The organism is Polaromonas sp. 39-63-25 (assembly GCF_002278925.1).
Lineage (GTDB): Bacteria > Pseudomonadota > Gammaproteobacteria > Burkholderiales > Burkholderiaceae_C > Polaromonas.
The window spans coordinates 1-23711 of sequence record NZ_NCJH01000031.1 but is presented as its reverse complement, the minus strand read 5'-3'; the positions used below and the strand labels follow the sequence as shown (position 1 = coordinate 23711).

General features: G+C 64.3%; 22 protein-coding genes. 11 read left to right on the top strand and 11 right to left on the bottom strand.

Features of this window, described 5'->3' with window-relative positions; genetic code table 11:
• Positions 1 to 14: 14 nt before the first annotated feature.
• The 4 genes from eno to B7X65_RS22735 are packed head-to-tail and all read right to left on the bottom strand — an operon-like array spanning position 15 to position 4158.
• Positions 15 to 1301: a phosphopyruvate hydratase gene (gene eno / locus B7X65_RS22750; RefSeq protein ID WP_293596517.1), complete on the bottom strand. Its 1287-nt coding sequence runs from the start codon at positions 1299 to 1301 to the stop codon at positions 15 to 17.
• Between the two features lie 42 nt (positions 1302 to 1343).
• Positions 1344 to 1634 (bottom strand): DUF1330 domain-containing protein, encoded by a 291-nt coding sequence (locus B7X65_RS22745; protein WP_293596516.1) that lies wholly within the window; start codon positions 1632 to 1634, stop codon positions 1344 to 1346.
• Between the two features lie 2 nt (positions 1635 to 1636).
• Positions 1637 to 2494: a 3-deoxy-8-phosphooctulonate synthase gene (kdsA, locus tag B7X65_RS22740; RefSeq protein WP_293596515.1), complete on the bottom strand. Its 858-nt coding sequence runs from the start codon at positions 2492 to 2494 to the stop codon at positions 1637 to 1639.
• A complete protein-coding gene (locus B7X65_RS22735) occupies positions 2491 to 4158 on the bottom strand; it encodes a CTP synthase (RefSeq protein WP_293596514.1) in 1668 nt (555 codons plus the stop codon). Before B7X65_RS22735 ends, kdsA begins: the two co-directional genes overlap by 4 nt.
• Before the next feature lie 191 nt (positions 4159 to 4349).
• Between B7X65_RS22735 and coaBC the strand changes: the two genes are divergently transcribed.
• The 4 genes from coaBC to B7X65_RS22715 all read left to right on the top strand — a co-directional run bounded on the left by coaBC (position 4350) and on the right by B7X65_RS22715 (position 7186).
• Entirely contained in the window at positions 4350 to 5606 is a 1257-nt protein-coding gene (coaBC, locus tag B7X65_RS22730; protein ID WP_293596513.1) for a bifunctional phosphopantothenoylcysteine decarboxylase/phosphopantothenate--cysteine ligase CoaBC, read from the top strand.
• 6 nt (positions 5607 to 5612) lie between these two features.
• The gene (locus tag B7X65_RS22725) at positions 5613 to 6032 is read left to right on the top strand and encodes a hypothetical protein (RefSeq protein WP_293596512.1); all 420 of its coding nucleotides are present in this window, start codon (positions 5613 to 5615) and stop codon (positions 6030 to 6032) included.
• A gap of 1 nt (position 6033) precedes the next feature.
• Positions 6034 to 6483, top strand: coding sequence for a dUTP diphosphatase (gene dut, locus B7X65_RS22720; protein ID WP_293596511.1), 450 nt, complete (start codon positions 6034 to 6036; stop codon positions 6481 to 6483).
• Between the two features lie 190 nt (positions 6484 to 6673).
• A complete protein-coding gene (locus B7X65_RS22715) occupies positions 6674 to 7186 on the top strand; it encodes a glycine zipper 2TM domain-containing protein (RefSeq protein WP_293596510.1) in 513 nt (170 codons plus the stop codon).
• Positions 7187 to 7251: 65 nt separating this feature from the next.
• On the opposite strand, the gene B7X65_RS22710 is transcribed toward B7X65_RS22715, so the two are convergent.
• The gene (locus tag B7X65_RS22710) at positions 7252 to 7776 is read right to left on the bottom strand and encodes a peptidylprolyl isomerase (protein ID WP_293596509.1); all 525 of its coding nucleotides are present in this window, start codon (positions 7774 to 7776) and stop codon (positions 7252 to 7254) included.
• 14 nt (positions 7777 to 7790) lie between these two features.
• Between B7X65_RS22710 and B7X65_RS22705 the strand changes: the two genes are divergently transcribed.
• The 3 genes from B7X65_RS22705 to B7X65_RS22695 all read left to right on the top strand — a co-directional run bounded on the left by B7X65_RS22705 (position 7791) and on the right by B7X65_RS22695 (position 9995).
• Positions 7791 to 8969 (top strand): cupin domain-containing protein, encoded by a 1179-nt coding sequence (locus B7X65_RS22705; protein ID WP_293596508.1) that lies wholly within the window; start codon positions 7791 to 7793, stop codon positions 8967 to 8969.
• Positions 8970 to 9009: 40 nt separating this feature from the next.
• The gene (locus tag B7X65_RS22700; RefSeq protein ID WP_293596507.1) at positions 9010 to 9531 is read left to right on the top strand and encodes a hypothetical protein; all 522 of its coding nucleotides are present in this window, start codon (positions 9010 to 9012) and stop codon (positions 9529 to 9531) included.
• 239 nt (positions 9532 to 9770) lie between these two features.
• A complete protein-coding gene (locus B7X65_RS22695; RefSeq protein ID WP_293596506.1) occupies positions 9771 to 9995 on the top strand; it encodes a hypothetical protein in 225 nt (74 codons plus the stop codon).
• Between the two features lie 78 nt (positions 9996 to 10073).
• Here the strand turns inward: B7X65_RS22695 and B7X65_RS22690 are convergent, their stop codons facing one another.
• The 5 genes from B7X65_RS22690 to B7X65_RS22670 form a co-directional block, all read right to left on the bottom strand.
• Complete coding sequence (locus tag B7X65_RS22690; protein WP_293596505.1) at positions 10074 to 10844, bottom strand: MBL fold metallo-hydrolase; 771 nt, start codon at positions 10842 to 10844, stop codon at positions 10074 to 10076.
• Between the two features lie 22 nt (positions 10845 to 10866).
• Positions 10867 to 11898, bottom strand: a complete 1032-nt coding sequence (gene bamC, locus B7X65_RS22685) for an outer membrane protein assembly factor BamC (protein ID WP_293596533.1) — start codon at positions 11896 to 11898, stop codon at positions 10867 to 10869.
• 140 nt (positions 11899 to 12038) lie between these two features.
• Positions 12039 to 12920 carry a 4-hydroxy-tetrahydrodipicolinate synthase gene (gene dapA, locus B7X65_RS22680; RefSeq protein ID WP_293596504.1) on the bottom strand — a complete coding sequence of 294 codons (882 nt, stop codon included), beginning with the start codon at positions 12918 to 12920 and terminating at the stop codon, positions 12039 to 12041.
• Positions 12921 to 12983: 63 nt separating this feature from the next.
• Positions 12984 to 13568 (bottom strand): bifunctional 2-polyprenyl-6-hydroxyphenol methylase/3-demethylubiquinol 3-O-methyltransferase UbiG, encoded by a 585-nt coding sequence (locus tag B7X65_RS22675; protein ID WP_293596503.1) that lies wholly within the window; start codon positions 13566 to 13568, stop codon positions 12984 to 12986.
• Complete coding sequence (locus tag B7X65_RS22670; RefSeq protein ID WP_293596502.1) at positions 13565 to 14377, bottom strand: SDR family oxidoreductase; 813 nt, start codon at positions 14375 to 14377, stop codon at positions 13565 to 13567. Before B7X65_RS22670 ends, B7X65_RS22675 begins: the two co-directional genes overlap by 4 nt.
• A 158-nt stretch (positions 14378 to 14535) precedes the next feature.
• Here B7X65_RS22670 and fusA point away from each other — a divergent pair, with 158 nt between their 5' ends.
• A complete protein-coding gene (gene fusA, locus B7X65_RS22665; RefSeq protein ID WP_293596501.1) occupies positions 14536 to 16596 on the top strand; it encodes an elongation factor G in 2061 nt (686 codons plus the stop codon).
• 130 nt (positions 16597 to 16726) lie between these two features.
• Here the strand turns inward: fusA and B7X65_RS22660 are convergent, their stop codons facing one another.
• A complete protein-coding gene (locus B7X65_RS22660; RefSeq protein ID WP_293596500.1) occupies positions 16727 to 17956 on the bottom strand; it encodes an MFS transporter in 1230 nt (409 codons plus the stop codon).
• Between the two features lie 148 nt (positions 17957 to 18104).
• Here B7X65_RS22660 and B7X65_RS22655 point away from each other — a divergent pair, with 148 nt between their 5' ends.
• The 3 genes from B7X65_RS22655 to parC all read left to right on the top strand — a co-directional run bounded on the left by B7X65_RS22655 (position 18105) and on the right by parC (position 23484).
• Positions 18105 to 20075, top strand: coding sequence for a DNA topoisomerase IV subunit B (locus B7X65_RS22655; protein ID WP_293596499.1), 1971 nt, complete (start codon positions 18105 to 18107; stop codon positions 20073 to 20075).
• A 35-nt stretch (positions 20076 to 20110) separates the two neighbouring features.
• Complete coding sequence (locus B7X65_RS22650; RefSeq protein WP_293596498.1) at positions 20111 to 21010, top strand: lytic transglycosylase domain-containing protein; 900 nt, start codon at positions 20111 to 20113, stop codon at positions 21008 to 21010.
• Positions 21011 to 21126: 116 nt separating this feature from the next.
• A complete protein-coding gene (gene parC, locus B7X65_RS22645; RefSeq protein ID WP_293596497.1) occupies positions 21127 to 23484 on the top strand; it encodes a DNA topoisomerase IV subunit A in 2358 nt (785 codons plus the stop codon).
• Positions 23485 to 23711: the final 227 nt, after the last annotated feature.

Genomic DNA, 23711 nt, shown 5'->3' with positions numbered 1-23711 from the left:
TCAACTAAGGGTGTTCAGCGCAAGTTGTAAAAAGCGTCGCGGCCAGGATAAGTCGCGATGTCACCCAGGTCTTCTTCGATGCGCAGCAGCTGGTTGTACTTGGCCATGCGGTCCGAGCGGCTCAGCGAGCCGGTCTTGATCTGGCCGGCGTTGGTGCCGACGGCGATGTCGGCAATCGTGTTGTCTTCGGTTTCGCCGGAGCGATGGCTGATGACGGCGGTGTAGCCGGCGCGTTTGGCCATCTCGATCGCGGCAAAGGTCTCGGTCAAGGTGCCAATCTGGTTGATCTTGATCAGGATGGAATTGGCAATGTGCTTGTCAATGCCTTCCTTGAGGATCTTGGTGTTGGTGACAAACAGGTCGTCGCCGACCAGCTGCACCTTTTTGCCCAGGCGTTCGGTCAGGATTTTCCAGCCGTCCCAGTCGCCTTCGTGCATGCCGTCTTCGATGCTGATGATGGGGTACTTGTCGCACCAGGTGGCCAGCATGTCGGTCCACTGCTGGGCGTTCAGTTGCAGGCCGCCTTCGCCTTCGAGCACATACAGGCCGTCCTTGTAGAACTCGCTGGCGGCGCAGTCCAGCGCCAGGGCGATCTGGTCGCCGGCGGTGTAGCCGGCCTTGTCGATGGCTTCCAGGATCAGGGCAATCGCCGCTTCATGGTTTTCAACGCTGGGCGCAAAGCCGCCTTCGTCGCCCACGGCGGTACTGATGCCGCGGTCATGCAGGATTTTCTTGAGCGCGTGGAACACCTCGGCGCCCCAGCGCAGGGCTTCGCGAAAGCTGGGCGCACCCACCGGCACGATCATGAACTCCTGCAGGTCCAGGCTGTTGTTGGCATGGGCGCCGCCGTTGATCACATTCATCATGGGAACGGGCATCTGCATCGCGCCCATGCCGCCGAAGTAGCGGTACAGCGGCAGGCCGGCTTCCTCGGCAGCGGCGCGTGCCACGGCCATGCTGACGGCCAGCATCGCATTGGCGCCCAGGCGCGATTTGTTTTCGGTGCCGTCGAGGTCGATCAGCGTGCGGTCCAGGAAGGCCTGCTCGCTGGCGTCCAGGCCCAGCACGGCTTCGGAAATTTCGGTGTTGATGTATTCGACGGCCTTGAGCACGCCCTTGCCGAGGTAACGCGAGGTGTCGCCGTCGCGCAGCTCGATGGCTTCGCGCGAACCGGTGGAAGCACCCGAAGGCACGGCAGCCCGGCCCATGACACCGGATTCGAGCAACACGTCGCATTCGACGGTGGGGTTGCCCCGGCTGTCCAGGATTTCGCGGCCAACGATATCAACAATTGCACTCATGGAGGTCTTTCAAATCAAGATTAAAAACTGGCAGGCGAAGGGTCAGACACCTTCGACGATGATCATCCGCATGATGGCCGCGCCTTGCCGCGCGGCCCGGGCTTTGCCGTATTCGGGGGAGGCGTCAAAGGCCTTCGCCGCTTCAAACGTCGGAAACTTCAGGATGACGAGGCGCTCGGGCGCCCAGTCGCCTTCGAGCACTTCGACCTTGCCGCCGCGTACGCAGACTTCGGCACCATGCGCCTGCATGGCGGCGCTGGACCACTTCTTGTATTCCTCGTACTGCACCGGATTGGTGACCGTCACGTTGGCAATGATGTAGGCACTGGTCATGATCAGGCTTGGAAGTTGTTTTCGAGAAAACCGTTTTTCTTGGTGACGCGGTCGAGCTCGAGCAGCGTCTCCAGCAAGGCCTTCATGTGTTTGAGGGGCACGGCGTTCGGGCCGTCACTCATGGCCTTGGCCGGGTCCGGGTGGGTTTCCATGAAGATGCCCGCAATGCCGACCGCGACGGCGGCACGGGCCAGCACCGGCACCATCTCACGCTGGCCGCCGCTGCTGGTGCCTTGTCCGCCGGGCAACTGCACCGAATGGGTGGCGTCAAACACCACCGGCGCACCGGTCTCGCGCATGATGGCCAGGCTGCGCATGTCGCTGACCAGGTTGTTGTAGCCAAAACTGGCGCCGCGTTCGCAGGCCATGAAGTTGTCTTCGTTCAGGCCTTTTTCACGCGCTGCGGCACGTGCCTTGTCGATCACGTTTTTCATGTCGCCGGGCGCGAGAAACTGGCCCTTCTTGATGTTGACCGGTTTGCCCGATTGCGCCACCGCGCGGATGAAGTCGGTCTGGCGGCACAGGAAGGCCGGCGTCTGCAACACGTCCACCACGGCCGCCACGGCGGCTATCTCGGACTCCGAATGCACATCGGTCAGGATGGGCAGGTTCAGCTCGCGTTTGACCTTGGCCAGGATCTCCAGGCCTTTTTCCATGCCGGGGCCGCGAAAGGTGGTGCCGCTGGAGCGGTTGGCCTTGTCGTAGCTGGACTTGAAGATGAAGGGAATGCCCAGCGAGGCCGTGATTTCCTTCAATGTTCCCGCCGTGTCCATCTGCAGTTGCTCGGACTCGACGACGCAGGGGCCGGCGATCAGGAAGAAGGGCTGATCGAGGCCCACGTCGAAGCCACATAACTTCATGCCACGACTTTCAATGTTTTTCCGGCCGCCTGGTGGTCCAGCGCGGCTTTCACGTAGGCGTTGAACAGCGGGTGGCCGGCCCAGGGCGTGGACTTGAATTCAGGGTGAAACTGCACGCCGATGAACCACGGGTGTACGTTCTGCGGCAGTTCGACAATTTCGGTCAGGTGTTCGCGCTGGGTCAGTGCCGAGATCACCAGGCCGGCTTCACGCAGCCGGTCCAGGTAGTGAACGTTGGCCTCGTAGCGGTGGCGATGCCGCTCGGTGACCACGTCGCCGTAGATCTTGTGCGCCAGGGTGTCCTTGGCCACGTCGGAGCTTTGCGCGCCCAGGCGCATGGTGCCGCCGAGGTCGGACTGTTCGTTGCGCGTCTTGATGGTGCCGTCTTCGTCTTTCCACTCGGTGATCAGCGCGATCACCGGGTTCGGGCTGTCGGGCTCGAACTCGGTGCTGTTGGCGTCCTTCAGGCCCGCCACATGCCGTGCAAACTCGATGGTGGCGACCTGCATGCCCAGGCAGATGCCGAGGTAGGGCACCTTGTTTTCGCGCGCAAAACGCGCCGCGCAGATCTTGCCTTCAATGCCGCGCTTGCCGAAACCGCCGGGCACCAGGATGCCATCGAACTTGGCCAGCCGCGAGACGTTGTCCGGCGTCAGTGTTTCCGAATCAACATACTCGATGACGACCTTGGCATGGTTTTTCATGCCGGCGTGGCGAATCGCTTCGTTGAGCGACTTGTAGCTGTCCGACAGGTCCACGTACTTGCCGACCATGGCAATGTGCACTTCATTTTTCGGATGTTCGGTTTCGTAAACCAGGTCGTCCCAGCGCTTGAGGTTGGCCGGGGGCGTGTTCAGGCGCAGCTTGTCGCAGATCAGCCCGTCCAGACCCTGCTCGTGCAGCATGCGCGGCACCTTGTAAATCGTGTCCACGTCCCACATCGAAATCACGCCCCACTCGGGGACGTTGGAAAACAGCGAAATTTTTTCACGCTCTTCGCTGGGGATGGGGCGGTCGGCGCGGCACAGCAGCACATCGGCCTGGATGCCGATTTCGCGCAGCTGTTTGGCGGTGTGCTGGGTCGGCTTGGTCTTGAGCTCGCCCGCGGCAGCGATCCAGGGCACATAGCTGAGGTGCACAAAGGCCGTGTTGTTGGCGCCCAGGCGCAGGCTCATCTGGCGCACCGCCTCGAGGAAGGGTAGCGACTCGATGTCGCCCACCGTGCCGCCGATTTCGACAATCGCGACATCCACCGCCTGCGGCGTGTCGTAACCGGCGCCGCGCTTGATGAATTCCTGGATTTCGTTGGTGACGTGCGGAATGACCTGCACGGTCTTGCCGAGGTAGTCGCCGCGGCGTTCCTTTTCGAGCACGCTTTTGTAGATCTGGCCGGTCGTGAAATTGTTGGCCTTGCGCATGCGCGTTTCGACAAAACGCTCGTAGTGGCCCAGGTCCAGGTCGGTTTCCGCGCCATCGTCGGTGACAAACACCTCACCGTGCTGGAACGGCGACATCGTGCCGGGATCGACGTTGAGGTAGGGGTCCAGCTTGATTAAAGTGACTTTGAGGCCTCGCGATTCAAGGATCGCTGCTAGGGAGGCTGAGGCGATTCCCTTGCCCAGGGAAGACACCACACCGCCGGTGACGAAGACAAATTTGGTCATGTCAGGTACGAACCGCAAGTTCGCTTAGGTGGTAAACGGGGATTATACGGGTGGCTGCATGCGTCTACGCTCACACCAGGCCAGGGCAAACATTTTTCCGACGGGCCGCCCCTAGGAAAAATAGCCCCCTCGGGGGGCAGCGCAGCACACGAAGTGGCAAGCGTGGGGGCATATCCTGTACATTGCGGAGCATGACGAAGCAAGCAAACGAAGAAGCCATCGAAGCAGGCGGCGATCTGGCCGGCCGGCACATCGTGCTGGGCCTGTCGGGCGGCATTGCCTGCTACAAGGCGGCGGAGTTGTGCCGCGCGCTGATCAAGCAGGGCGCCACTGTGCAGGTGGTCATGACCGAGGCCGCCGAGCAGTTCATCACGGCGGTGACGCTGCAGGCGCTCAGCGGCCGGCCGGTCTACACCAGCCAGTGGGACAGCCGTGAGGCCAACAACATGGCGCACATCAACCTGAGCCGTGAGGCCGACGCCATCCTGATTGCGCCCTGCAGCGCCGACTTCATGGCCAAACTGCTGCATGGCCGTGCCGACGACCTGCTTAGCCTCATGTGCCTGGCCCGGCCCATCGCCACCGTGCCGCTGCTGATCGCGCCGGCGATGAATCGTGAAATGTGGGCCCATCCCGCCACCCAGCGCAACATGGCGCAGCTCTCCAGCGATGGCGCGACCATCCTCGGGGTGGGTAGCGGGTTCCAGGCCTGCGGCGAAACCGGCGACGGGCGCATGCTGGAGCCGCCCGAGCTGCTCGAAGACATGGTCGCCTTTTTCACGCCCAAGGTGCTGGCCGGTCAGCATGTGCTGGTGACGGCGGGCCCGACCTACGAGGCCATCGATCCGGTGCGCGGCATCACCAATCTGTCGAGCGGCAAGATGGGTTTTGCCGTGGCCCGCGCCGCGCACGAGGCCGGCGCGCAGGTCACGCTGGTGGCCGGGCCGGTCAGCCTGAGCACGCCGCGCGGCGTCACCCGCATCGACGTCAGATCAGCACAAAACATGCTCGAAGCCGTTACGGAACGGGCGCAAGCAGCTACTGTTTTTATAGCAACCGCAGCCGTGGCCGACTGGCGACCGGCGAGCAGCGCGGAGCGCAAGATCAAGAAGGACGGCTCGGGCCAGGCACCCCAGCTGGCTTTTACCGAGAACCCCGACATCCTGGCGACCTTGGCGCAATCGCCGCGTGGCGTATCGGGTGAGTTGTTCTGCGTCGGTTTTGCCGCCGAGAGCCACGACCTCGAGGACAACGCGCAGGCCAAGCGCCTGCGCAAGGGCGTGCCGCTGCTGGTGGGCAACATCGGCCCGGCCACTTTCGGCCGTGACGACAACGCCCTGCTGCTGGTCGATGCGCAGGGCAGCCGGGAACTGGCGCGTGCCTCCAAGCTGTCGCTGGCGCGGCAACTGGTGGCAGAGATCGCCAGCCGGATCAAGCGGGCAGGGTGAGGCACGATGGAACAACCTTCTGACACCCCGCCCGACGGCGACTTTGCCCGGTATGTGGAAAAAGTGAGTGCCACCGCGGCGGCGGCTGTCCTTGCCCGGCAGGCGAAGGCTGACGCGCAGCCGGGCACCGGCCTGATGCCAGGGGCCGCCACGCCGGGACGCCAGGAGGCCGCCGGGGAGGCAGCGTCGAGCCGGCCCGCCGGACCGTCCTTGTGGACAGTGGGCAAGTGGGTGCTGCTCGCCTGGATCGCGCTGCAGTTGCTCTCAGTCCTGGTTCCGCGCGCTGGCATGTTCGCGGTGGCCATGCCGCTCGCTTTCGCCGCCTGGGCCATTTACCGTTTTAAAAAATACTCTCCGGAACTGCTCAAGGCGCGCTTGCGTGCGTTGGCTGAACAGGCCGCCAAAGAATTCAAACAAGGCAAGTGACATGAAAATCGACGTGAAGATCATCGACGAGCGCCTGCGCGGGAACCTGCCCGCCTATGCCACGCCCGGCAGCGCCGGGCTGGACCTGCGCGCCTGCCTGGACGCGCCGCTGACCCTGCAGCCCAATGCCTGGCAACTGGTGCCCACCGGCCTGGCGATCTATCTGCACAACCCCGGTTACGCGGCCATGATCCTGCCGCGCTCTGGGCTGGGGCACAAACACGGCATCGTCCTGGGCAACCTGGTCGGGCTGATCGACAGCGACTATCAGGGCCAGCTCATGGTCAGCGCCTGGAACCGCAGCGACGTGGCCTTCACGATAGAACCCATGGAGCGTATCGCCCAGCTGGTGATCGTGCCCGTGGTGCAGGCCGAGTTCCATGTGGTCGATGATTTCGCGGCGGCCAGCCAGCGCGGTGAAGGCGGCTACGGCTCGACCGGCAAGGCGTGAGCAAAGACGCCGCAGCGTCAGGCTTTTCCTACACCTGCCGGCAGTGGGCTCCCACGCCGGAACAGCCTGGGACCCCACCTGTCCGACGGCGCGGTGTAGGTGTAATCAATGCAGCAGGGCCCTCAGGCAACTTGTCTTCAACGGCATGGATGCAGCGGACCCTCTGAACGTTCACACACAGGAGATTTCCATGCGTCAAGCTTCCCGTTTCATTTCAGTCGTTTCATCCGTGGTTGTGGTCGCCGGGCTTGCCGCGTGCGCGGCGCCCATGAGCCAGCCGGCGCAGGGCTCGACCTACCCTGCGGCCACCTATCCCGCCTCCACTTACCCTGCGCAGAACCCGCAGGGCAATTACATCGAATACGGCCGCGTCAGCAATGTGGAAGTCCTGCGTACGCAACAACCGGCTACAACCTCTGGCCTGGGCGCCGTGATCGGCGGCGTGGCCGGTGCAGCCGTGGGCAGCCAGATCGGCGGCGGTAGCGGACGCACGGCAGCCACCGTGATCGGCGCTGTCGGTGGTGCCGTTGCCGGCAATGCCGTGGAGAAGAACCGCAACACCCAGCCCGTGAATGAAAGCTACCGCGTGTCTGTCCAGCTGGACAACGGCGGTACACGTGCTTATGACGTGCCTTCTTATGGCGAGCTGCGTATTGGCGACCGGGTGAAGATCGAGAACAACCAGCTGTACCGCATGCGTTAAGCCACTGCGGCTTCAGCTAAAGCCGGCCTGCTCTCTGGAGCAGGCCGGCTTTTTATTGGGCTACTTTAATGCAGCGTGTTGTTGCCGGGAGCTTGCGATTCAAGCTTGAAAAACCCGGTTCCCATGGAGCCCTGGCCGATTTCCGCCTCGGTGGCCTCGCGCACGGACTCGACCTTCAGGCTCAGGCGGATCGCGATGCCGGCCAGCGGGTGGTTGCCATCGAGCACCACATGTTCGGGATAAATTTCAGTCACGGTGTAGATGTGATCGGTCGGGGTGTCGGGGTTGACGCCGGTGGGCAGGGCGGCGCCGTCAAAGGTCAGGCCTTCCTCGAGTTCGGCCGGAAACAGCTTGCGGGCCTCGAGAAAAACCAGATTTTCGTCGTAGTCGCCAAATGCGTTTTCAGGCTCCAGATGCAGATCAATCGCGGCACCCGCCTCATGGCCCTGCAGGCTTTCCTCGATTTTGGCCAGCAAGTCATCGCCGCCCAGCAAAAACTCCACCGGCTCGTCGAGCTCGTCCAGTATTTCGCCCAGGGTATCTTTCAGCGTCCAGGTCAGGGCAACAACGCATTGCGGGGTGATTTTCATCGGACAATTGTCCCATGGATGTCAATCAACCCCTTGCCCTTCTCGCCGGTCTGAGCCCGGCCCAATTCATGCGTCGCCACTGGCAGAAAAAGCCCCTGCTGGTGCGCCAGGCCATGCCCGGTTTCAAGCCCTTGCTCAGCCGCAGGGAGCTGTTCGACCTCGCGGCGCGAAAAGAAGTGGAGTCGCGCCTTGTGGTGCAGCAGCCCACCGGCTGGCGCATGAAGCAGGGGCCGTTCGGGCCGCGCAGCCTGCCGGCCCTGAGCCGGCCGCAGTGGACGCTGCTGCTACAGGGCGTGGACCTGCACGATCGCCGGGCCCATGAACTGCTGCAGCACTTCCGTTTTGTGCCCGATGCCCGGCTTGATGACCTGATGATTTCATTTGCCACGCCGGGCGGCGGCGTGGGTCCGCACTTTGACAGTTACGACGTCTTCCTGCTCCAGGCCAGCGGCCGCAGGCGCTGGAAGATAGGCCGGCAGCAAGACCTGACGCTGCAGGAAGGTGTGCCGCTGAAGATCCTGCAGAACTTCGAGCCCGAGCAGGAGTTTGTGCTGGAGGCCGGCGACATGCTTTACCTGCCGCCGCGTTATGCCCATGACGGGCTGGCAGAACCCTGCCCGGGGGACGACGGCAAGGCGCAGGACTGCATGACGTACTCCATTGGCTTTCGGGTGCCCAAGCGCGCCGAACTGGCAGGTGAACTGCTGCAGCGCCTGGCGGATTTTGCGGATGATGGTGAAGACGATGGTGCCGTCAGTCAGAGTCTGTACCGCGATCCATCGCAGGCCGCCACGTCAACACCCGCGGCCCTGCCCGAAGGCCTGCTCGCCTTTGCCCAAAAGGCAGTGCATGAGGCCTTGAAAGACCCGCTGGCGCTGGCCTGTGCGCTCGGTGAATGCCTGACGGAACCCAAGGCCTCGGTCTGGTTTGACGAGCCGTCGGGACGATGGGACCCGCGCTGCGCGGAAGGTCTCAGCCTGGATCCGCGCACCCGCATGATGTACGACGCGCAGCATGTGTTCATCAATGGAGAAAGCTACCGCGCCAGAGGGGCTGACGCGACCCTGATGCGGCGCCTGGCCGACCAGCGCCGGCTCGCTGCCGCCGACCTGCGCCACGCGAGCTCTTCGGCGCTGGACTTGCTGGCAGACTGGCATGCGGCCGGTTGGCTGGCCCATCCACAGGGGCGCTGAACCACGCGTCAACCTGCTGTTTCATGCCTTCAAGGAGCCGATGATGAATGATCCCCATCCTTCGCCCGCACCTTCTTCGCCCATACTGCTGCAGGGGCGCTTCGAAGGGCGCCCGGCATTCGCCGATCTGATCCGGCAGGCCTTCGCGGCAGCGGCTGCTGAGGGCTGGCGTGAAATCATTCTTTGTGACGCCACGTTTGAGGACTGGCCGCTGGGCGAGCGCAGTGTCGTGCAATCCCTCAACGACTGGTCCACATCGGGCCGCACACTGACCATGCTGGCCCGGAGCTATGACGAAGTGACGCGCCGGCACGCGCGGTTTGTGACCTGGCGCCGCACCTGGTCCCACATTGTTGAATGTCGCGGCAGCGGTGCGGTGGCGGCCAGCGACCTGCCCAGTGCCTTCTGGAGCCCGGGCTGGGTGTTCGAACGGCTGGACCTCGTGCGCAGCACCGGTGTGGCGGGATCCGAAGCCGCGCGGCGCGTCGCCCTGAGGGAAAGGCTGACGGAGAAGCTGCTGCGCAGCAGTCCGGCCTTCCCGGCAACCACAGTGGGGATTTGACGCAGCGGGGCGATGCCGCAGGGGGCTCCGCTGGCGACAGGGGCAGTTTTGCCATGGTTTCTCGTTGCTCTTTTTCTGAATTGAGGGTTTTTACGGCGGTGAAAACCCGCATATACTCGTTCACAGGGCAGTTTGAGCTCGCGTCACGCGCCCTCCCGTCGAAAACCCCGAATCGTCAGGTTTGGGGTTTTTTTTGACGAATTTATAAGTTTTCTCTCTCATTCATCAAGGATCTCGATATGAACAAGTCCCTCGTTTTGGCCGCCATCGTCGCTGCGGTTGCCCTGGCTGCCTGCGGTAAAAAAGAAGAAGCCGCTGCACCTGCTCCCGTCGTTGTCACGCCAGCACCTGCACCTGCTCCTGCTGAGGCAGCTTCTGCTCCCGCAGCCGACGCATCCGCACCTGCGCCTTCGTCCGCTCCTGTGCCTGCTGAAGCCCAGACTCCTGCCAGCGCCACGAAATAATTCTTTTCGCTCCTGAAAGGCCGCCTCCGGGCGGCTTTTTTCGTTGGGAACAGGGCACAGCGCGGTCTGAGAACTGTCTTACAGCCTCAGCCAGGGAGTACCGGTGCCGGCGTCGGCAATCACCAGCTCGGCGCTGCTGCCGAGGGCCTCGGTCATGGCCTGGTGCGCCAGCTCAGGCCGGTTGTTCTGCTGGCTCAAATGGGCCGCCACCAGCTGTCTGAGGCCGCCATGCGCGACCGAGCGGGCAATCTCGCCCGCAGCCGCATTGGACAGGTGCCCGTACATGCCGCCTACACGCCGCTTGAGAAAAGGCGGGTAGGCCGACCGGGCCAGCAAGTCGCTGTCATGGTTGCATTCGAGCAGCAGGGCATTGCAGTGTGCGAGGTGAGCCAGCAAGTGGGCGGTGGCGTGGCCGAGGTCGGTCAGCAGCCCCAGTTTGGAAGCGCCGTCCGTGCAGGTGAGTTGCAAGGGCTCACGTGCGTCATGAGGAACCGTGAAGGGCATGAGCTGCAGTTCGCCGAGGTCAATCGCCTCCCCATCGCGGGCGGTGTGGAGCAGCCCGTCGAAGTCGGGCAGGCCGATGCCCTCCTGGGTGCCACGGCTCATCCAGACCGGGATCCGGTGGCGCCGCGCGAACTGGCGCGCGCAGCCAATGTGGTCGCTGTGTTCGTGGGTGATGAAGATGGCGTCGATGTCACCGTCGGCGAGGCCTGCTTGAGCCAGCCGCACCGAAAGTTGCCGGATCCCCAGGCCACAATCGACCAGCAGCCGCTTGGGCCGCAACCCGGTCGCCTCCACCAGCGTGGCATTGCCTGTGCTGCCGCTGCCCAGGCTTTTGAACCTCAGCACCGGACAGGCTCCACGCGACGCCTTATTTCAGGTCGTCGGCAATGACCTGCACGATGCGCTGGGCATTGGCCGACGCTTCGGGGTTGCCCTGGGCGTTGAGCACGGACACGGTGGTCGCTTCGCCCTGGCTGCGTACGGCGATCCGGTATTTGAGGGGAGCCGGGCCTGCCGAGGAGCTGCTGAAGAGCTTGCTGAAGAAGCCGGGTTCCTTCTTGTCGCCGGTAGGCTCGACGTAGCGCACGAAATAAGTGCCTTGTGCGCGGTCGCGGTCTTCCACGGTGAAACCGGTGCGGTCCAGGGCCAGACCGACGCGGCGCCAGGCGCGCTCAAAACCCTCGTCGATCTGAACCACGGGCATGTTGTTGACATTGGCCACCCGTGCGCTCTGCCGCGCCGGGCCCGTGGCGACCAGCGCCTTGGACTGCTCCTGGCTGACACCGAGCTTGACCATCAGGCGGCGCAGGAATTCCGCTTCCAGCTCCGGATCGGCCGGGCGGGGCTGCCACACCGTGCCATCACTTTTCTGCGGTGTCTTGACCGTACCCGTCAGCATCTCCACCATGCCGCGGTGGCTGATGTAAATTTCGGTGCCGCCAGTCGGCGTGCGCTCCAGGCGGGTGCGGAACTTGTCGCGTTCGCCGGTGGAGTACAGGCTGTCGAGCAGCTTGCCCAGGGTGGCGCGGATGAAGTCCTGTGGCAGCTTGGCGCGGTTTTCCGCGTAGTCGGTTTCCATGATGCCGAGGTTTTCCTGCTCGGTGGCGATCAGGAAGCCGTTTTCCAGCCAGAACTCGCGCACGGGGCCCCACAGCTTGTCGGCCGGGCGGTTGACCACCAGCCAGCGCTGCGTGCCCGCGCGCTCAATGCGCACGTCGCCGACCGTGAGGGCCGCGGTTGGCACGGACTGGGTGGTCTGGCCGACCTGGTAGCCGCTGGCCGTGACGGAACTGCCGGGCACGACGTAACGGGTATCGCGCGACAGCTGCGTCAGGTCGGGAGGAACCTCCAGCGAGGGCGCTTTGCCGGCGCTTTTGTAGTCGACCTTGTCGCCCTGCATGGACTCGCTCAATGAGGAGCAACCCGAGAGGAGGAGCGCGGCGACGAGCGCCAGCAGCGGGGCCGCGGCAAGCCGTGGTGCAGAGACAAATCCGGAAGCGCTGGTCGTGTGCAATGTCATCACTGGGGTTTCCTTAAAAATCAGAGCAGGCCGCAAACGCGCAGGGCGTTTTCGACCGTGGCCTCGTTGGCCGTTTCAAGCGGTGTCATGGGCAGGCGCAGGGTGCCGCCGCACAGGCCCATGCGGGCCATGGCCCATTTGACCGGAATCGGGTTGGCTTCCACGAACAGGTGTTTGTGCAGCGGCAGCAGCTGGAGCTGGATTTTCATCGCGCTGCGTGCATCGCCCGCGATGGCGGCCACGCAGAGCTCGTGCATCAGGCGCGGCGCCACATTGGCCGTCACGCTGATGTTGCCCTGGCCGCCGCACAGCATCAGTGCCACGGCGGTCGGGTCGTCGCCGGAATAGACGGCAAAACCGGCCGGCACTTCCTTGATCAGCCACTGCGCGCGTTCGATGTTGCCGGTCGCTTCCTTGATGCCGACAATGCCGGGCACCTGCGCCAGACGCAGCACGGTGGCGTGCAGCATGTCGGCCACGGTGCGGCCGGGCACGTTGTACAGCACCATGGGCAGGTCCACCGCTTCTGCAATCGCGGTGAAGTGCCGGTACTGGCCTTCCTGGGTCGGCTTGTTGTAGTAGGGAACGACCTGCAACTGGCAGTCGGCGCCTACGGTTTTTGCAAAACGTGCCAGCTCGATGGCTTCGGCGGTGGAGTTGGCGCCGCAGCCGGCCATGACCGGCACCCGGCCCCTGGCTTGCTCCACCGACACGCGGATGATCTCGCAGTGTTCTTCGACGCTGACCGTGGGCGACTCGCCGGTGGTGCCCACCACCCCAATGCAGTCGGTGCCTTCGGCGATGTGCCAGTCCACCAGTTTGCGCAGGGTCGGATAGTCAACGCTGCCGTCTTCATGCAGGGGGGTAGCCAGTGCAACGATGCTGCCGGTAATGGTTTTCATGTCTTTGTATCAAGGATGGCACGCTGGCCGGGGTCAATGCTGCGGTAAAGCCAATTCAGCATTCTACCCAGTGCGCTGGTCGATCAAGTGGCGTGGGACTGTCCCCGGCGACAGCAGTTCCCGGACCGCTGCAATCCGCTGTGTAAAGCGGTCGGGGCCTTGCTGGAAGCCATCCTCAAAGGCGACCACCCGCAGGCCATGGCAGACCTCCAGCAGCTCACCGGGGCGCAGCAGGAAATCAGGTCGCGAGGGTTTCCCCACGGTTTCGTTGCCCTGGGCAAAGGTTTCGTAAATCAGCACGCCGCCCGGCGCCAGGCTGGCCAGCAGCGTGGGCAGCAGGGGGCGCCACAGGTAGTTGGTGACCACCACGGCGTCGAACTGCCGGCCCGAAAAAGGCCAGAGTCCGTTTTCAATGTCGGCCACCACGGCTTCACAGGAGGCCGCCGGAATTGCTATGGAATCGATAGCTTCCTGCGCCCGATCCACAAGCGTCAGGGGGTGATTTCGCTGATGAAACCAGTAAGCGTGCCGGCCATGGCCGCAGGCGACGTCGAGCACGCTGCCCTGGGCGGGCACCAGGTGGGACCAGCGCCGGACCCAGGCCGACGGGGTGAGGCTGGCATGCGCAGGGGCGGTATCGGTTTTCAATGGGGTTTGACCTCGTCCTTGAGCGCGGCCAGCGCCATGGATTCGACGGCCCCGGGGGCCAGCAGCTTGAGCCAGCGCCCGAGTTTGCCTTTGGGCGTCATCACGACCTCGCGCGCGCGTTTGTCCATGCCGTCGAGAATCAGCCGGGCGCAGGTCTCGACGCTCATGGCATCGTCTTCCCTGAGGCCGCTGGCGCCGGCGGGCGCGCCCGCGGCGTTGAAGCCCCGGTAGCGGATCTGTGTGGCGACCACGCCGGGGTAAGCGGTGGTGACGCTGACGCCGGCCGTTTTCAGTTCGGCGCGCAGGGCTTCAAAAAAACCGGTCATGGCGAATTTGCTGGCGCTGTAGGCCGTGCGCCCGGGCACACCCACCAGGCCGGCGAGGCTGGAGACCGCCACCAGGCTGCCGCGACTTTGCTTCAGGTAGGGCAGGGCGGCATGGGTACACCACACGCTGCCCCAGAGGTTGATGCGCATCAGGTCTTCGTACCAGCCCAAGTCGTCGGTTTTGACATCTTCAAACAGGGCCTGCGCCGACATGCCGGCGTTGTTGATCAGGGCGTCGATCTGGCCGAACGCCCGGGCGGCCGTGCTGACCAGCGCGCGGCACTGGGCCGGATCGGACACATCGGTGGGGACCACCAGTGCCGCGGCCCCGCTGGCCTGGCACTGGGAGGCAACGGTATTGAGCGCTGCTTCGTTGCGCGCGGCCAGCACCAGCGCCACCGCAGCACCATGGCGCTGCGCCAGCTGACGCGCCATTTCCGCGCCTATGCCGTCGGAAGCCCCGGTGATGACGATGGTTTTCATGGCCCTGCTGTCCCCTGCGTGTGTGGAGGCGAAAGACTACCACCGTTTGATGTCTGCTCCGGCCTCTTGCCCCGGTGCGGGCTATCCCTTACGCTGTACGTCTGCGTCAGGCCAATCCCTCGGGCGCAGACGCCACGCCCGGCACCCAGGAGCGCGCCATGTCCTCACCCATGCATCCGGTTCCGTCGGCCGTCGCGGCCCTGCGCACGCTGGCGTTGGTGGGCGCAGCAGCCAGCGGCAAAACCACCCTGGTCGAGGCTTTGCTGCACAAGGCGGGCGCCATTGGCGCCCCCGGCAGCCTGGAGCGCGGCACGACGGTTAGCGACTTCGATCCGCTGGAGCGCCGCGCCCAGCATTCGCTGCATTCGGCGCTGGTCCACCTGCAGCACCAGGACACGCGCATTCACATCATCGACACACCCGGCGCGCCGGACTTTCTCGGGCAGTCGCTGCCCGCGCTGGAGGCGGTGGAAACCGCAGCCCTGGTCGTCAGCGCTGCCAGCGGGCTGGAGCTCATGAGCGGCCGCATGATGGACTGGGCCGCCGGCCGCGGCTTGTGCCGCATGGTGATCATCAACAAGATCGACGCGCTGGGCATTGACCTGCCCGGCCTGCTGGCCGCCATCCAGGCCGCCTTCGGCAAGGAGTGCCTGCCGCTGAACCTGCCCGCTGGCGGGGGCACGCGGGTGGTGGACTGTTTTTTCAATCCGGCCGGAGAATCCGATTTTTCCAGCGTGGCGCTGGCGCACCGCGCGCTGGTCGAGCAGGTGGTCGAGGTCGATCCGGCTTTTGTCGAGCGTTATCTGGACGAAGGCGACGTGGATCCCCGGGAGCTGCATGCGCCGCTGGAGCAGGCGCTGCGCGAGGGGCACCTGATTCCTGTTTGTTTTGTGTCGGCGCGCACGGGCGCCGGCGTGGCCGAACTGCTGGACGTGATGGTCAGGCTGCTGCCCGATCCGGCCGAGGGCAACCCGCCGAAGTTTTTGCGCGGAGGGGGTGCCGCCGCTGTTCCGGTGCGAGCCGAGCCCGACCCGGCGCGTCATGTGCTGGCCCATGTTTTCAAGGTCAGCGTGGACCCTTATGTCGGCAAGATGGGCATTTTTCGCGTGCACCAGGGCACGGTCACGCGTGACAGCCAGCTCTACGTCGGCGACGGTCGGCGTCCCTTCAAGGTGGGCCACCTGTTCCGGCTGCAGGGCAAGGACCACATGGAAATCGCCAGCGCCGGGCCGGGTGAGCTGTGTGCCGTGGCCAAGGTCGACGAGATCCATTTCGACGCCGTGCTGCACGACGCTGCCGAGGACGAACACATTCATCTGCAGCCGCTGGACTTTCCGGTGCCGGTGCACGGGCTGGCCATCGAGCCCAGACGCCGCGGGGACGAGCAGCGCATGTGGGACCTGGTGCAGCGGCTGGTCGATGAAGATCCCTGCCTGCGGCTGGAACATGTGGCACAGACCAACGAAACCGTGGTGTACGGCCTCGGCGAGCTGCACCTGCGCACGCTGATCGAGCGGCTGACCGAGGTCTACAAGTGCGAGGTGAACACGCGGCCGCCGCGTATCGCCTACCGCGAGACGGTCACCACGCCAGCCGCCGGCCACCACCGCCACAAAAAGCAGAGCGGCGGCGCGGGGCAGTTCGGCGAGGTCTTCCTGCGCATCGAGCCGCTGGCGCGCGGCGCCGGCATCGAGTTTGTCGACCAAGTCAGGGGCGGCACGATTCCCGGCCAGTACATGCCGGCGGTGGAAAAAGGCGTGCGCCAGGCGCTCGACGGCGGGGTGATCGCGGGTTTTCCGGTCAGCGATATGCGGGTCGTGGTGTACGACGGCAAACATCACAGTGTGGACAGCAAGGACATTGCCTTCGCCACGGCCGGACGCAAGGCGGTGATCGAAGCGGTGCGCGCCGCGTCGCCGGTGGTGCTCGAGCCCGTGGTCGATGTCGAGATCACGGCGCCCGAGGCTGTCATGGGCGACATCACCGGCGACCTGTCGGCGCGCCGTGGGCAGGTCAGCGGCACGCGCGGGCTGCAGGCTGGCACGCTGGCGGTGCTGGGCCAGGTACCGCTGTCCGAACTGGCCGCCTACCAGTCGCGGCTCAATGCGCTGACCGGCGGGCAGGGGGCTTACACGCTGGCCTTCAGCCACTACGAGGTCGTGCCGCCGGCGGTGCAGCAGCAACTGGTCGGGCAGTACCGGGTACGCGACGAGGACTGAGGTTCAGGCTTAGAAGCAGGCCCAGAGCTGGTCGGCCAGCGTCAGCAAAAAATCGGGACGCAAATACAGCGCAAACACGCCCAGCGTGGCCGTGATGGCGAGCAGGTACAAGGCGAGCTTGCGTGCCATGTCAGGCGCCTTGGGGCAGGCGGCCCGCGGCAGGCCGGTGGATGGCGGCTTCGCGCACCGGCAGGTTGATCAGCGCCGCAAACACGCCCAGCGCAATCGTGATGTACCAGACGATGTCGTAACTGCCGGTGCGGTCGTAGAGCACGCCGCCCAGCCAGACCCCCATGAAGGAGCCGATCTGGTGGCTGAAAAACACAAAACCGCTGAGCATGGACAGATGCTGGATGCCGAAAATCTGCGCCACGACGGCGTTGGTTGGCGGCACGGTGGACAGCCACAGCAGGCCCATCAGGCTGGCAAAAATGTAGACGCTGGCCGGGCTCAGGGGCGCGGCGAGGAACACGGCAATGACGACGGCCCGCGCGAGATAGATAAAGGCCAGGATGTTCTTTTTGGGCAGCCGCTGGCCGAGCGCGCCCGCCGCGTAGGTGCCGAACACATTGAACAGGCCGATCAGTGCCAGCGCGTAGCTGGCAACCTGCGGCGACAGCCCTTTGTCCTTGAGGTAGCTGGGCATGTGCACCCCGATGAACACGACCTGAAAGCCACAGACGAAGTAGCCGGCCATCAGCAGCTGGAAGCTCGGGTACTTGAAAGCTTCCTTGAGCGCCTGCAGGATGGTCTGTTCACGCGGCGGCGCCTGGCCGGGGCCGAAGCGGGTCTCGCGCAGGCCAAAGGCCAGCGGGGCGATCAGCAGCACTGCGGCGCCCAGCACCAGCAGCGCCTCTTTCCAGCCCAGGCCGCTGATCAGGAAACCCTCCACCGGCACCATCAGGAACTGCCCGAAAGAGCCGGCCGCGGCCGCCACACCCATGGCCCAGGAGCGTTTTTCGGCCGGAATGTTGCGGCCGATCACGCCGTAGATCACGGCATAGGTGGTGCCCGCCTGCGCCGCGCCTATCAGCACGCCGGCCGTCAGTGTGAACAACAGGCCGGTCGGCGACAGCGCCATGCCGACCAGTCCCAGTGCATACAGCACCGAGCCGCCCGCAATGACGCGAAAGGCGCCGAAGCGGTCGGCCAGCATGCCGGCAAAAATGCCAAACACGCCCCAGGACAGGTTTTGCACGGCCAGGGCAAAGGCAAAGGTTTCGCGTGTCCAGCCCTGGGCCTGGGTGATTGGTTGCAGCCACAGGCCGAAGCCGTGGCGTATGCCCATGGACAGGGTGACGATGGCGGCGCCGCAGATGAGCACTTGGGCCAGGGAGAGATTTCGGCTTGGAGATTGCATCCGGAGAATGTAACCAATGGCACTGCGTTCTGCTTTGAAAGTTTTTCGCGCCATTGATGAGCGCCAGGCATGGGTTTCGGAACGTGGCGGATAAAAAACTGTATATTTATCCAGTTATAAAATCATCCGGGACTACAATCCACCCCCCATGGCGACCAAACTACCCAACGACTACTCCGAAGGCTCGATCCGCGTGCTCAAGGGCCTGGAGCCCGTCAAGCAGCGGCCGGGCATGTACACGCGCACCGACAATCCGCTGCACATCATCCAGGAAGTGCTGGACAACTCGGCCGACGAGGCACTCGCCGGCCACGGCAAGAAGATCAAGGTCACGCTGCACACCGATGGTTCCGTCAGCATCGAAGACGACGGCCGCGGCATTCCCTACGGCCTGCACCCGGAAGAAAAGGCGCCGGTGATCGAGCTGGTTTTCACCCGCCTGCATGCCGGCGGCAAGTTCGACAAGGGCAAGGGCGGGGCCTACAGTTTTTCAGGTGGCCTGCACGGTGTCGGCGTCAGCGTGACCAACGCCCTGTCCAAACGCCTGGAAGCTACCTCCTACCGCGACGGCATGGTGGCCAGGCTGGTGTTCGAGGCCGGCGACGTCACCGAGCCGCTGGAGACGCGCAAGGCGGCCGAGGGTGATCGCAAGTCCGGCACCACGGTGAGGGCCTGGCCGGATGCCAAATATTTCGAGGCGGCGGCTCTGCCCATGGCCGAGCTGACCCACCTGCTGCGCAGCAAGGCCGTGCTGATGCCCGGCGTGACCGTGACGCTGGTGGTCGAAAAGACCAAAGAGGTGCAGACCTGGGTCTACAAGGGTGGCCTGCGCGACTACCTGATGCAGACGCTTAACGCCGATCCTGTGATTCCGCTGTTCGAGGGCGAAGGTTTTGCCGATGCCGCGCACGACAGTTTTGCCGAAGGCGAGGGCGCCCAGTGGTGCCTGGCGTTCACCGAAGACGGCCAGCCGGTGCGCGAGAGTTATGTCAACCTGATCCCGACCAGCGCCGGCGGCACGCACGAAAGCGGCCTGCGCGACGGCGTGTTCCAGGCCGTCAAGAGTTTCATCGAGCTGCATTCGTTGCTGCCCAAGGGCGTCAAGCTGCTGCCCGAGGACGTGTTTGCCCGTGCCAGTTATGTGCTCTCAGCCAAGGTGCTGGACCCGCAATTCCAGGGGCAGATCAAGGAGCGGCTCAATTCGCGCGATGCGGTGCGCCTGGTCTCGAATTTTGTGCGGCCGACGCTGGAGCTGTGGCTGAACCAGCATGTCGACTATGGCAAAAAATTGGCTGAACTGGCGATCAAGGCCGCACAAACCCGCCAGAAGGCCGGCCAGAAGGTCGAAAAGCGCAAGGGCTCGGGCGTGGCCGTGTTGCCGGGCAAGCTGACCGACTGTGAAAGCAGGGACCTGGCGCACAACGAGGTCTTCCTGGTCGAGGGCGACTCCGCCGGCGGCAGCGCCAAGATGGGGCGCGACAAGGAAAGCCAGGCCATCCTGCCGCTGCGCGGCAAGGTACTCAACACCTGGGAGGTCGAACGCGACCGGCTGTTTGCCAACACCGAGATCCACGACATCGCGGTCGCCATTGGTGTTGATCCGCATGGCCCCAACGATTCCCCGGACCTCAGCGGCCTGCGTTACGGCAAGATCTGCATCCTCAGTGATGCCGACGTGGACGGATCCCACATTCAGGTGCTGCTGCTGACCTTGTTTTTCCGGCATTTCCCCCAACTTATTGCAACAGGGCACATTTTTGTGGCACGGCCACCGCTTTTTCGGGTGGACGCTCCGGCGCGCGGGAAGAAGCCTGCATCGAAGGCGTACGCGCTTGATGAAGGCGAGTTGACCGCCATTCTGGATAAATTGCGCAAGGAAGGCGTGCGTGAAGGGGCTTGGGCGATCAGCCGCTTCAAGGGCTTGGGCGAAATGAATGCGGAACAACTGTGGGAAACCACACTCAATCCTGATACGCGCCGATTGCTGCCCGTGCAACTCGGTAATTTCGACTTTGTGCAGACCGAGAGTCTGGTGACCAAGTTGATGGGCAAGGGCGAAGCCGCGGCGCGGCGCGAACTGATGGAACTGCACGGCGATGCCGTGGAGATCGATATTTAAAGGACTTCCATGCGCAAGCTGCGGATCTGCACGGCATGAGCCATTTTTTACGTCGAAAGTGCCTCCAGCCCTTGTGGCTATTGCGCAAACAGCTATCATTTTTGATAGCTGCTGCCGCCCTGTTGCTGGCCGGCACACCTGCCCGCGCCGATGTCTGGGGTTATGTGGACGGCCAGGGCGTGGCACATTTCTCGGCCGAGCGGCTCGATGAGCGTTACCAGCTGTTTTTTCGCGGCGGCGAAAGTTTTGACACCAGCCGCGGTGGAAAGACCTCCTCGGGCGCCTACGGCAATGGCATGCCGGGTGCACCGCCCAAGCTGCTGGCCTTTTTCGATGTGTCACCCAACTACAAGGCCGTCAAACACTTGCTGCGCGAGGCGTCGGTGGCCCATGACATCGACTACGAACTGCTGCAGGCGCTGATTGCCACCGAGTCGGGCTTCAACACCCATGCGGTGTCGCCCAAGGGCGCGGTGGGCCTGATGCAGCTGATGCCGCCCACGGCCCAACGGTACGGCGTGCGAGCCGACAAGAACTCCCCGATCGAAAAAAAGCTGACCGACCCCAAAACCAACATTCGGGCCGGCTCGCGCTACCTGCGCTACCTGATCGACCTGTTTCCCGGCCAGCTGGAGCTGGCGGTGGCGGCCTACAACGCCGGCGAAGGCGCGGTCCAGCGTTATGGCAACAAGATTCCCAACTATCCCGAGACCAAAAATTACGTCAAGACCGTGATGCAGCTCTACAGCCATCTCAAGCCACCCAGCATGATCGGGGAGGCGCGGCGCTCGGGCCGTGTCCGGATGGAAATGATGGGCGGCAGCAAACTGCCGTCCAGCCTGCCCGCTGGCGGCGCCACCGGACGCGGCAACCAGCTGCCGACCCTCGTCGTGCAAAGCCCGGTTGCACCGGAATTCCGGGTCGAACGCGACTAGTGTCCTGACGTGGAACCGCTGTTTCGCGTGAGGCCATAATCGCCTGCGACGGCCAGCCGGCCCATCGGTCCGGCCACCTCTTTGACCCCCATCCTTTTTTTTCAGTTTGAACCTCGATGGACGATCTTTTTACGCCTGCCCCGCCTTCCCCTCCCGACGTGCCTGACCAGGAATCGCTGGCCGCCTATGCCCAGCGCGCCTACCTCGAATACGCGCTCAGCGTGGTCAAGGGCCGGGCCCTGCCCGACGTCTGCGACGGCCAGAAGCCGGTGCAGCGGCGCATCATGTACGCCATGGCGCGCATGGGGCTGGGCTTTTCCGGCGCCGGCGGCGCCAAGCCGGTCAAAAGCGCGCGTGTGGTCGGTGACGTGCTCGGCAAATACCATCCGCACGGCGACCAGGCGGCGTATGACGCGATGGTGCGCATGGCGCAGGACTTCAGCCAGCGCTACCCGCTGATCGACGGCCAAGGCAACTTCGGCAGCCGTGACGGCGACGGCGCCGCGGCCATGCGTTACACCGAGGCGCGGCTGGCGAAAATCACCACCCTGCTGCTCGACGAACTCGACGAAGGCACAGTCGACTTCGTGCCGAATTACGACGGCTCTTTCGAGGAGCCCAAGCAACTGCCGGCGCGCCTGCCGTTCACGCTGCTCAACGGCGCCAGCGGCATCGCCGTCGGCCTGGCCACCGAGATTCCCAGCCACAACCTGCGCGAAGTGGCCGATGCCTGCATCGCACTGATCAAGACCCCCAAACTCAGCGACGACGAGCTGTACACGCTGATTGCCGGGCCCGACTACCCGGGCGGCGGCCAGATCATCTCGACAGCCACTGATATCGCGGCTGCCTACAGCACGGGCCGCGGCTCGCTCAAGGTGCGCGCCCGCTGGAAAATTGAAGACCTGGCGCGCGGCCAGTGGCAGCTGGTGGTGCAGGAGCTGCCGCCCGGCGTCAGTACCCAAAGGGTGCTCGAAGAAATCGAAGAGATCACCAACCCGAAAATCAAGGCCGGCAAGAAAGCGCTGAGCCTGGACCAGGTCCAGCTCAAGCAGACCGTGCTGGCCGTGCTTGACGTGGTGCGCGACGAGTCGAGCAAGGACGCGGCCGTGCGCCTGGTGTTCGAGCCCAAGACCAGCCGCATCGAGCAGTCCGAACTGATCACCACCCTGCTGGCGCACACCAGCCTGGAAAGCTCGGCCAGCATCAACCTGACCATGATCGGGCTGGACGGCCGGCCGACGCAGAAGACGCTGCGGCAAATGCTGCAGGAGTGGATATCCTTTCGCCAGACCACGATAGAGCGGCGTTCGCAGCACCGCCTGAACAAGGTGCTGGACCGCATCCACATCCTCGAGGGCCGGCAGCTGGTGCTGCTCAACATCGACGAAGTCATCGCCATCATCCGTCAGTCCGATGAGCCCAAGGCGGCGCTGATTGCGCGTTTTAATCTGAGTGAGCGGCAGGCCGAAGACATTCTTGAAATCCGCCTGCGCCAGTTGGCCAGGCTGGAAGCCATCAAGATCGAGCAGGAGCTCAAGGGCTTGCGCGAAGAGCAGGGCAAACTCGAGGAAATCCTCGGCAGCCCGGCCGCCTTGCGGCGCCTGATGATCAAGGAAATCGAGGCGGACGCCAAACAGTTTGCCGACCCGCGTCGTACCCTGATCCAGGCCGAGAAAAAAGCCGTGCTGGAAGTGAAGGTGCTCGACGAGCCGGTCACCGTGGTCGTCAGCGCCAAGGGCTGGGTGCGCGCGCGCAGCGGCCACGGCCACGATGCGGCCAGTTTTGCCTTCAAGTCCGGTGACGGCCTGTACGGTACCTTTGAATGCCGCACCATCGATACCCTGCTGGTATTCGGCACGGCGACCAAAGGCACGGGCCGGGTGTATTCGATTCCGGTGGCCATGCTGCCCGGCGCCCGCGGCGATGGGCAGCCGGTGACCACATTGATCGAACTTGAAACCGGGACACACCCGGCGCATTATTTCGCCGGACCGGCCAGCGCCACCTTGCTGCTCAGCAGCAGCGGCGGCTACGGTTTCCTGGCCACGGTCGAGAACATGACGTCGCGCCTGAAGGCCGGCAAGGCCTTCATCAGCTGCGGTGAAGGCGAGGCGATCTGCAAGCCCTCGCATGTCTCGGGCAACAGCGGCACGGCGCCTTTGAACCCGGCGACCCATGTGGCCTGCGCCTCCACCGGCGGGCGCATCCTGACCTTCGAGATCAGCGAACTCAAAACCCAGGCCGCCGGCGGCCGCGGCCTGATGCTGATCGACCTCGATGCCAAGGACACCCTGGCCGGCGCGGCGGCGTACACCCGCAGCGTGAAAATCGAGGGCATAGGCCGCGGCGGCAAGGAGCGCGAGGAGACGCTGGAGATCCGCAGCCTGAACAATGCCAGGGCCGCGCGCGGGCGCAAGGGCAAGGCGGCCGATCTGGGCTTCAAGCCGACGGCGATCAGCCGGGTCGAATGACAGGGTCGTAGTTGCTATCTGTTTGATAGCTGCTGGCGCCCGTGGATATTGGGCTGAGGTGCTGTTTCTTATGAAGCCGTTCGGGCTGGGCGGGGGTAAGCCTCTTTGATCTCAGCTGCTATGGCTTGCCAGCAAGCCGGGACTCGCCCCGGCGGGCGACTTACTTTTCTTTGCTTCGCCAAAGAAACCTAAGGAAAAGAAAGGCGACCCGATGGTCCGGGTCCCTC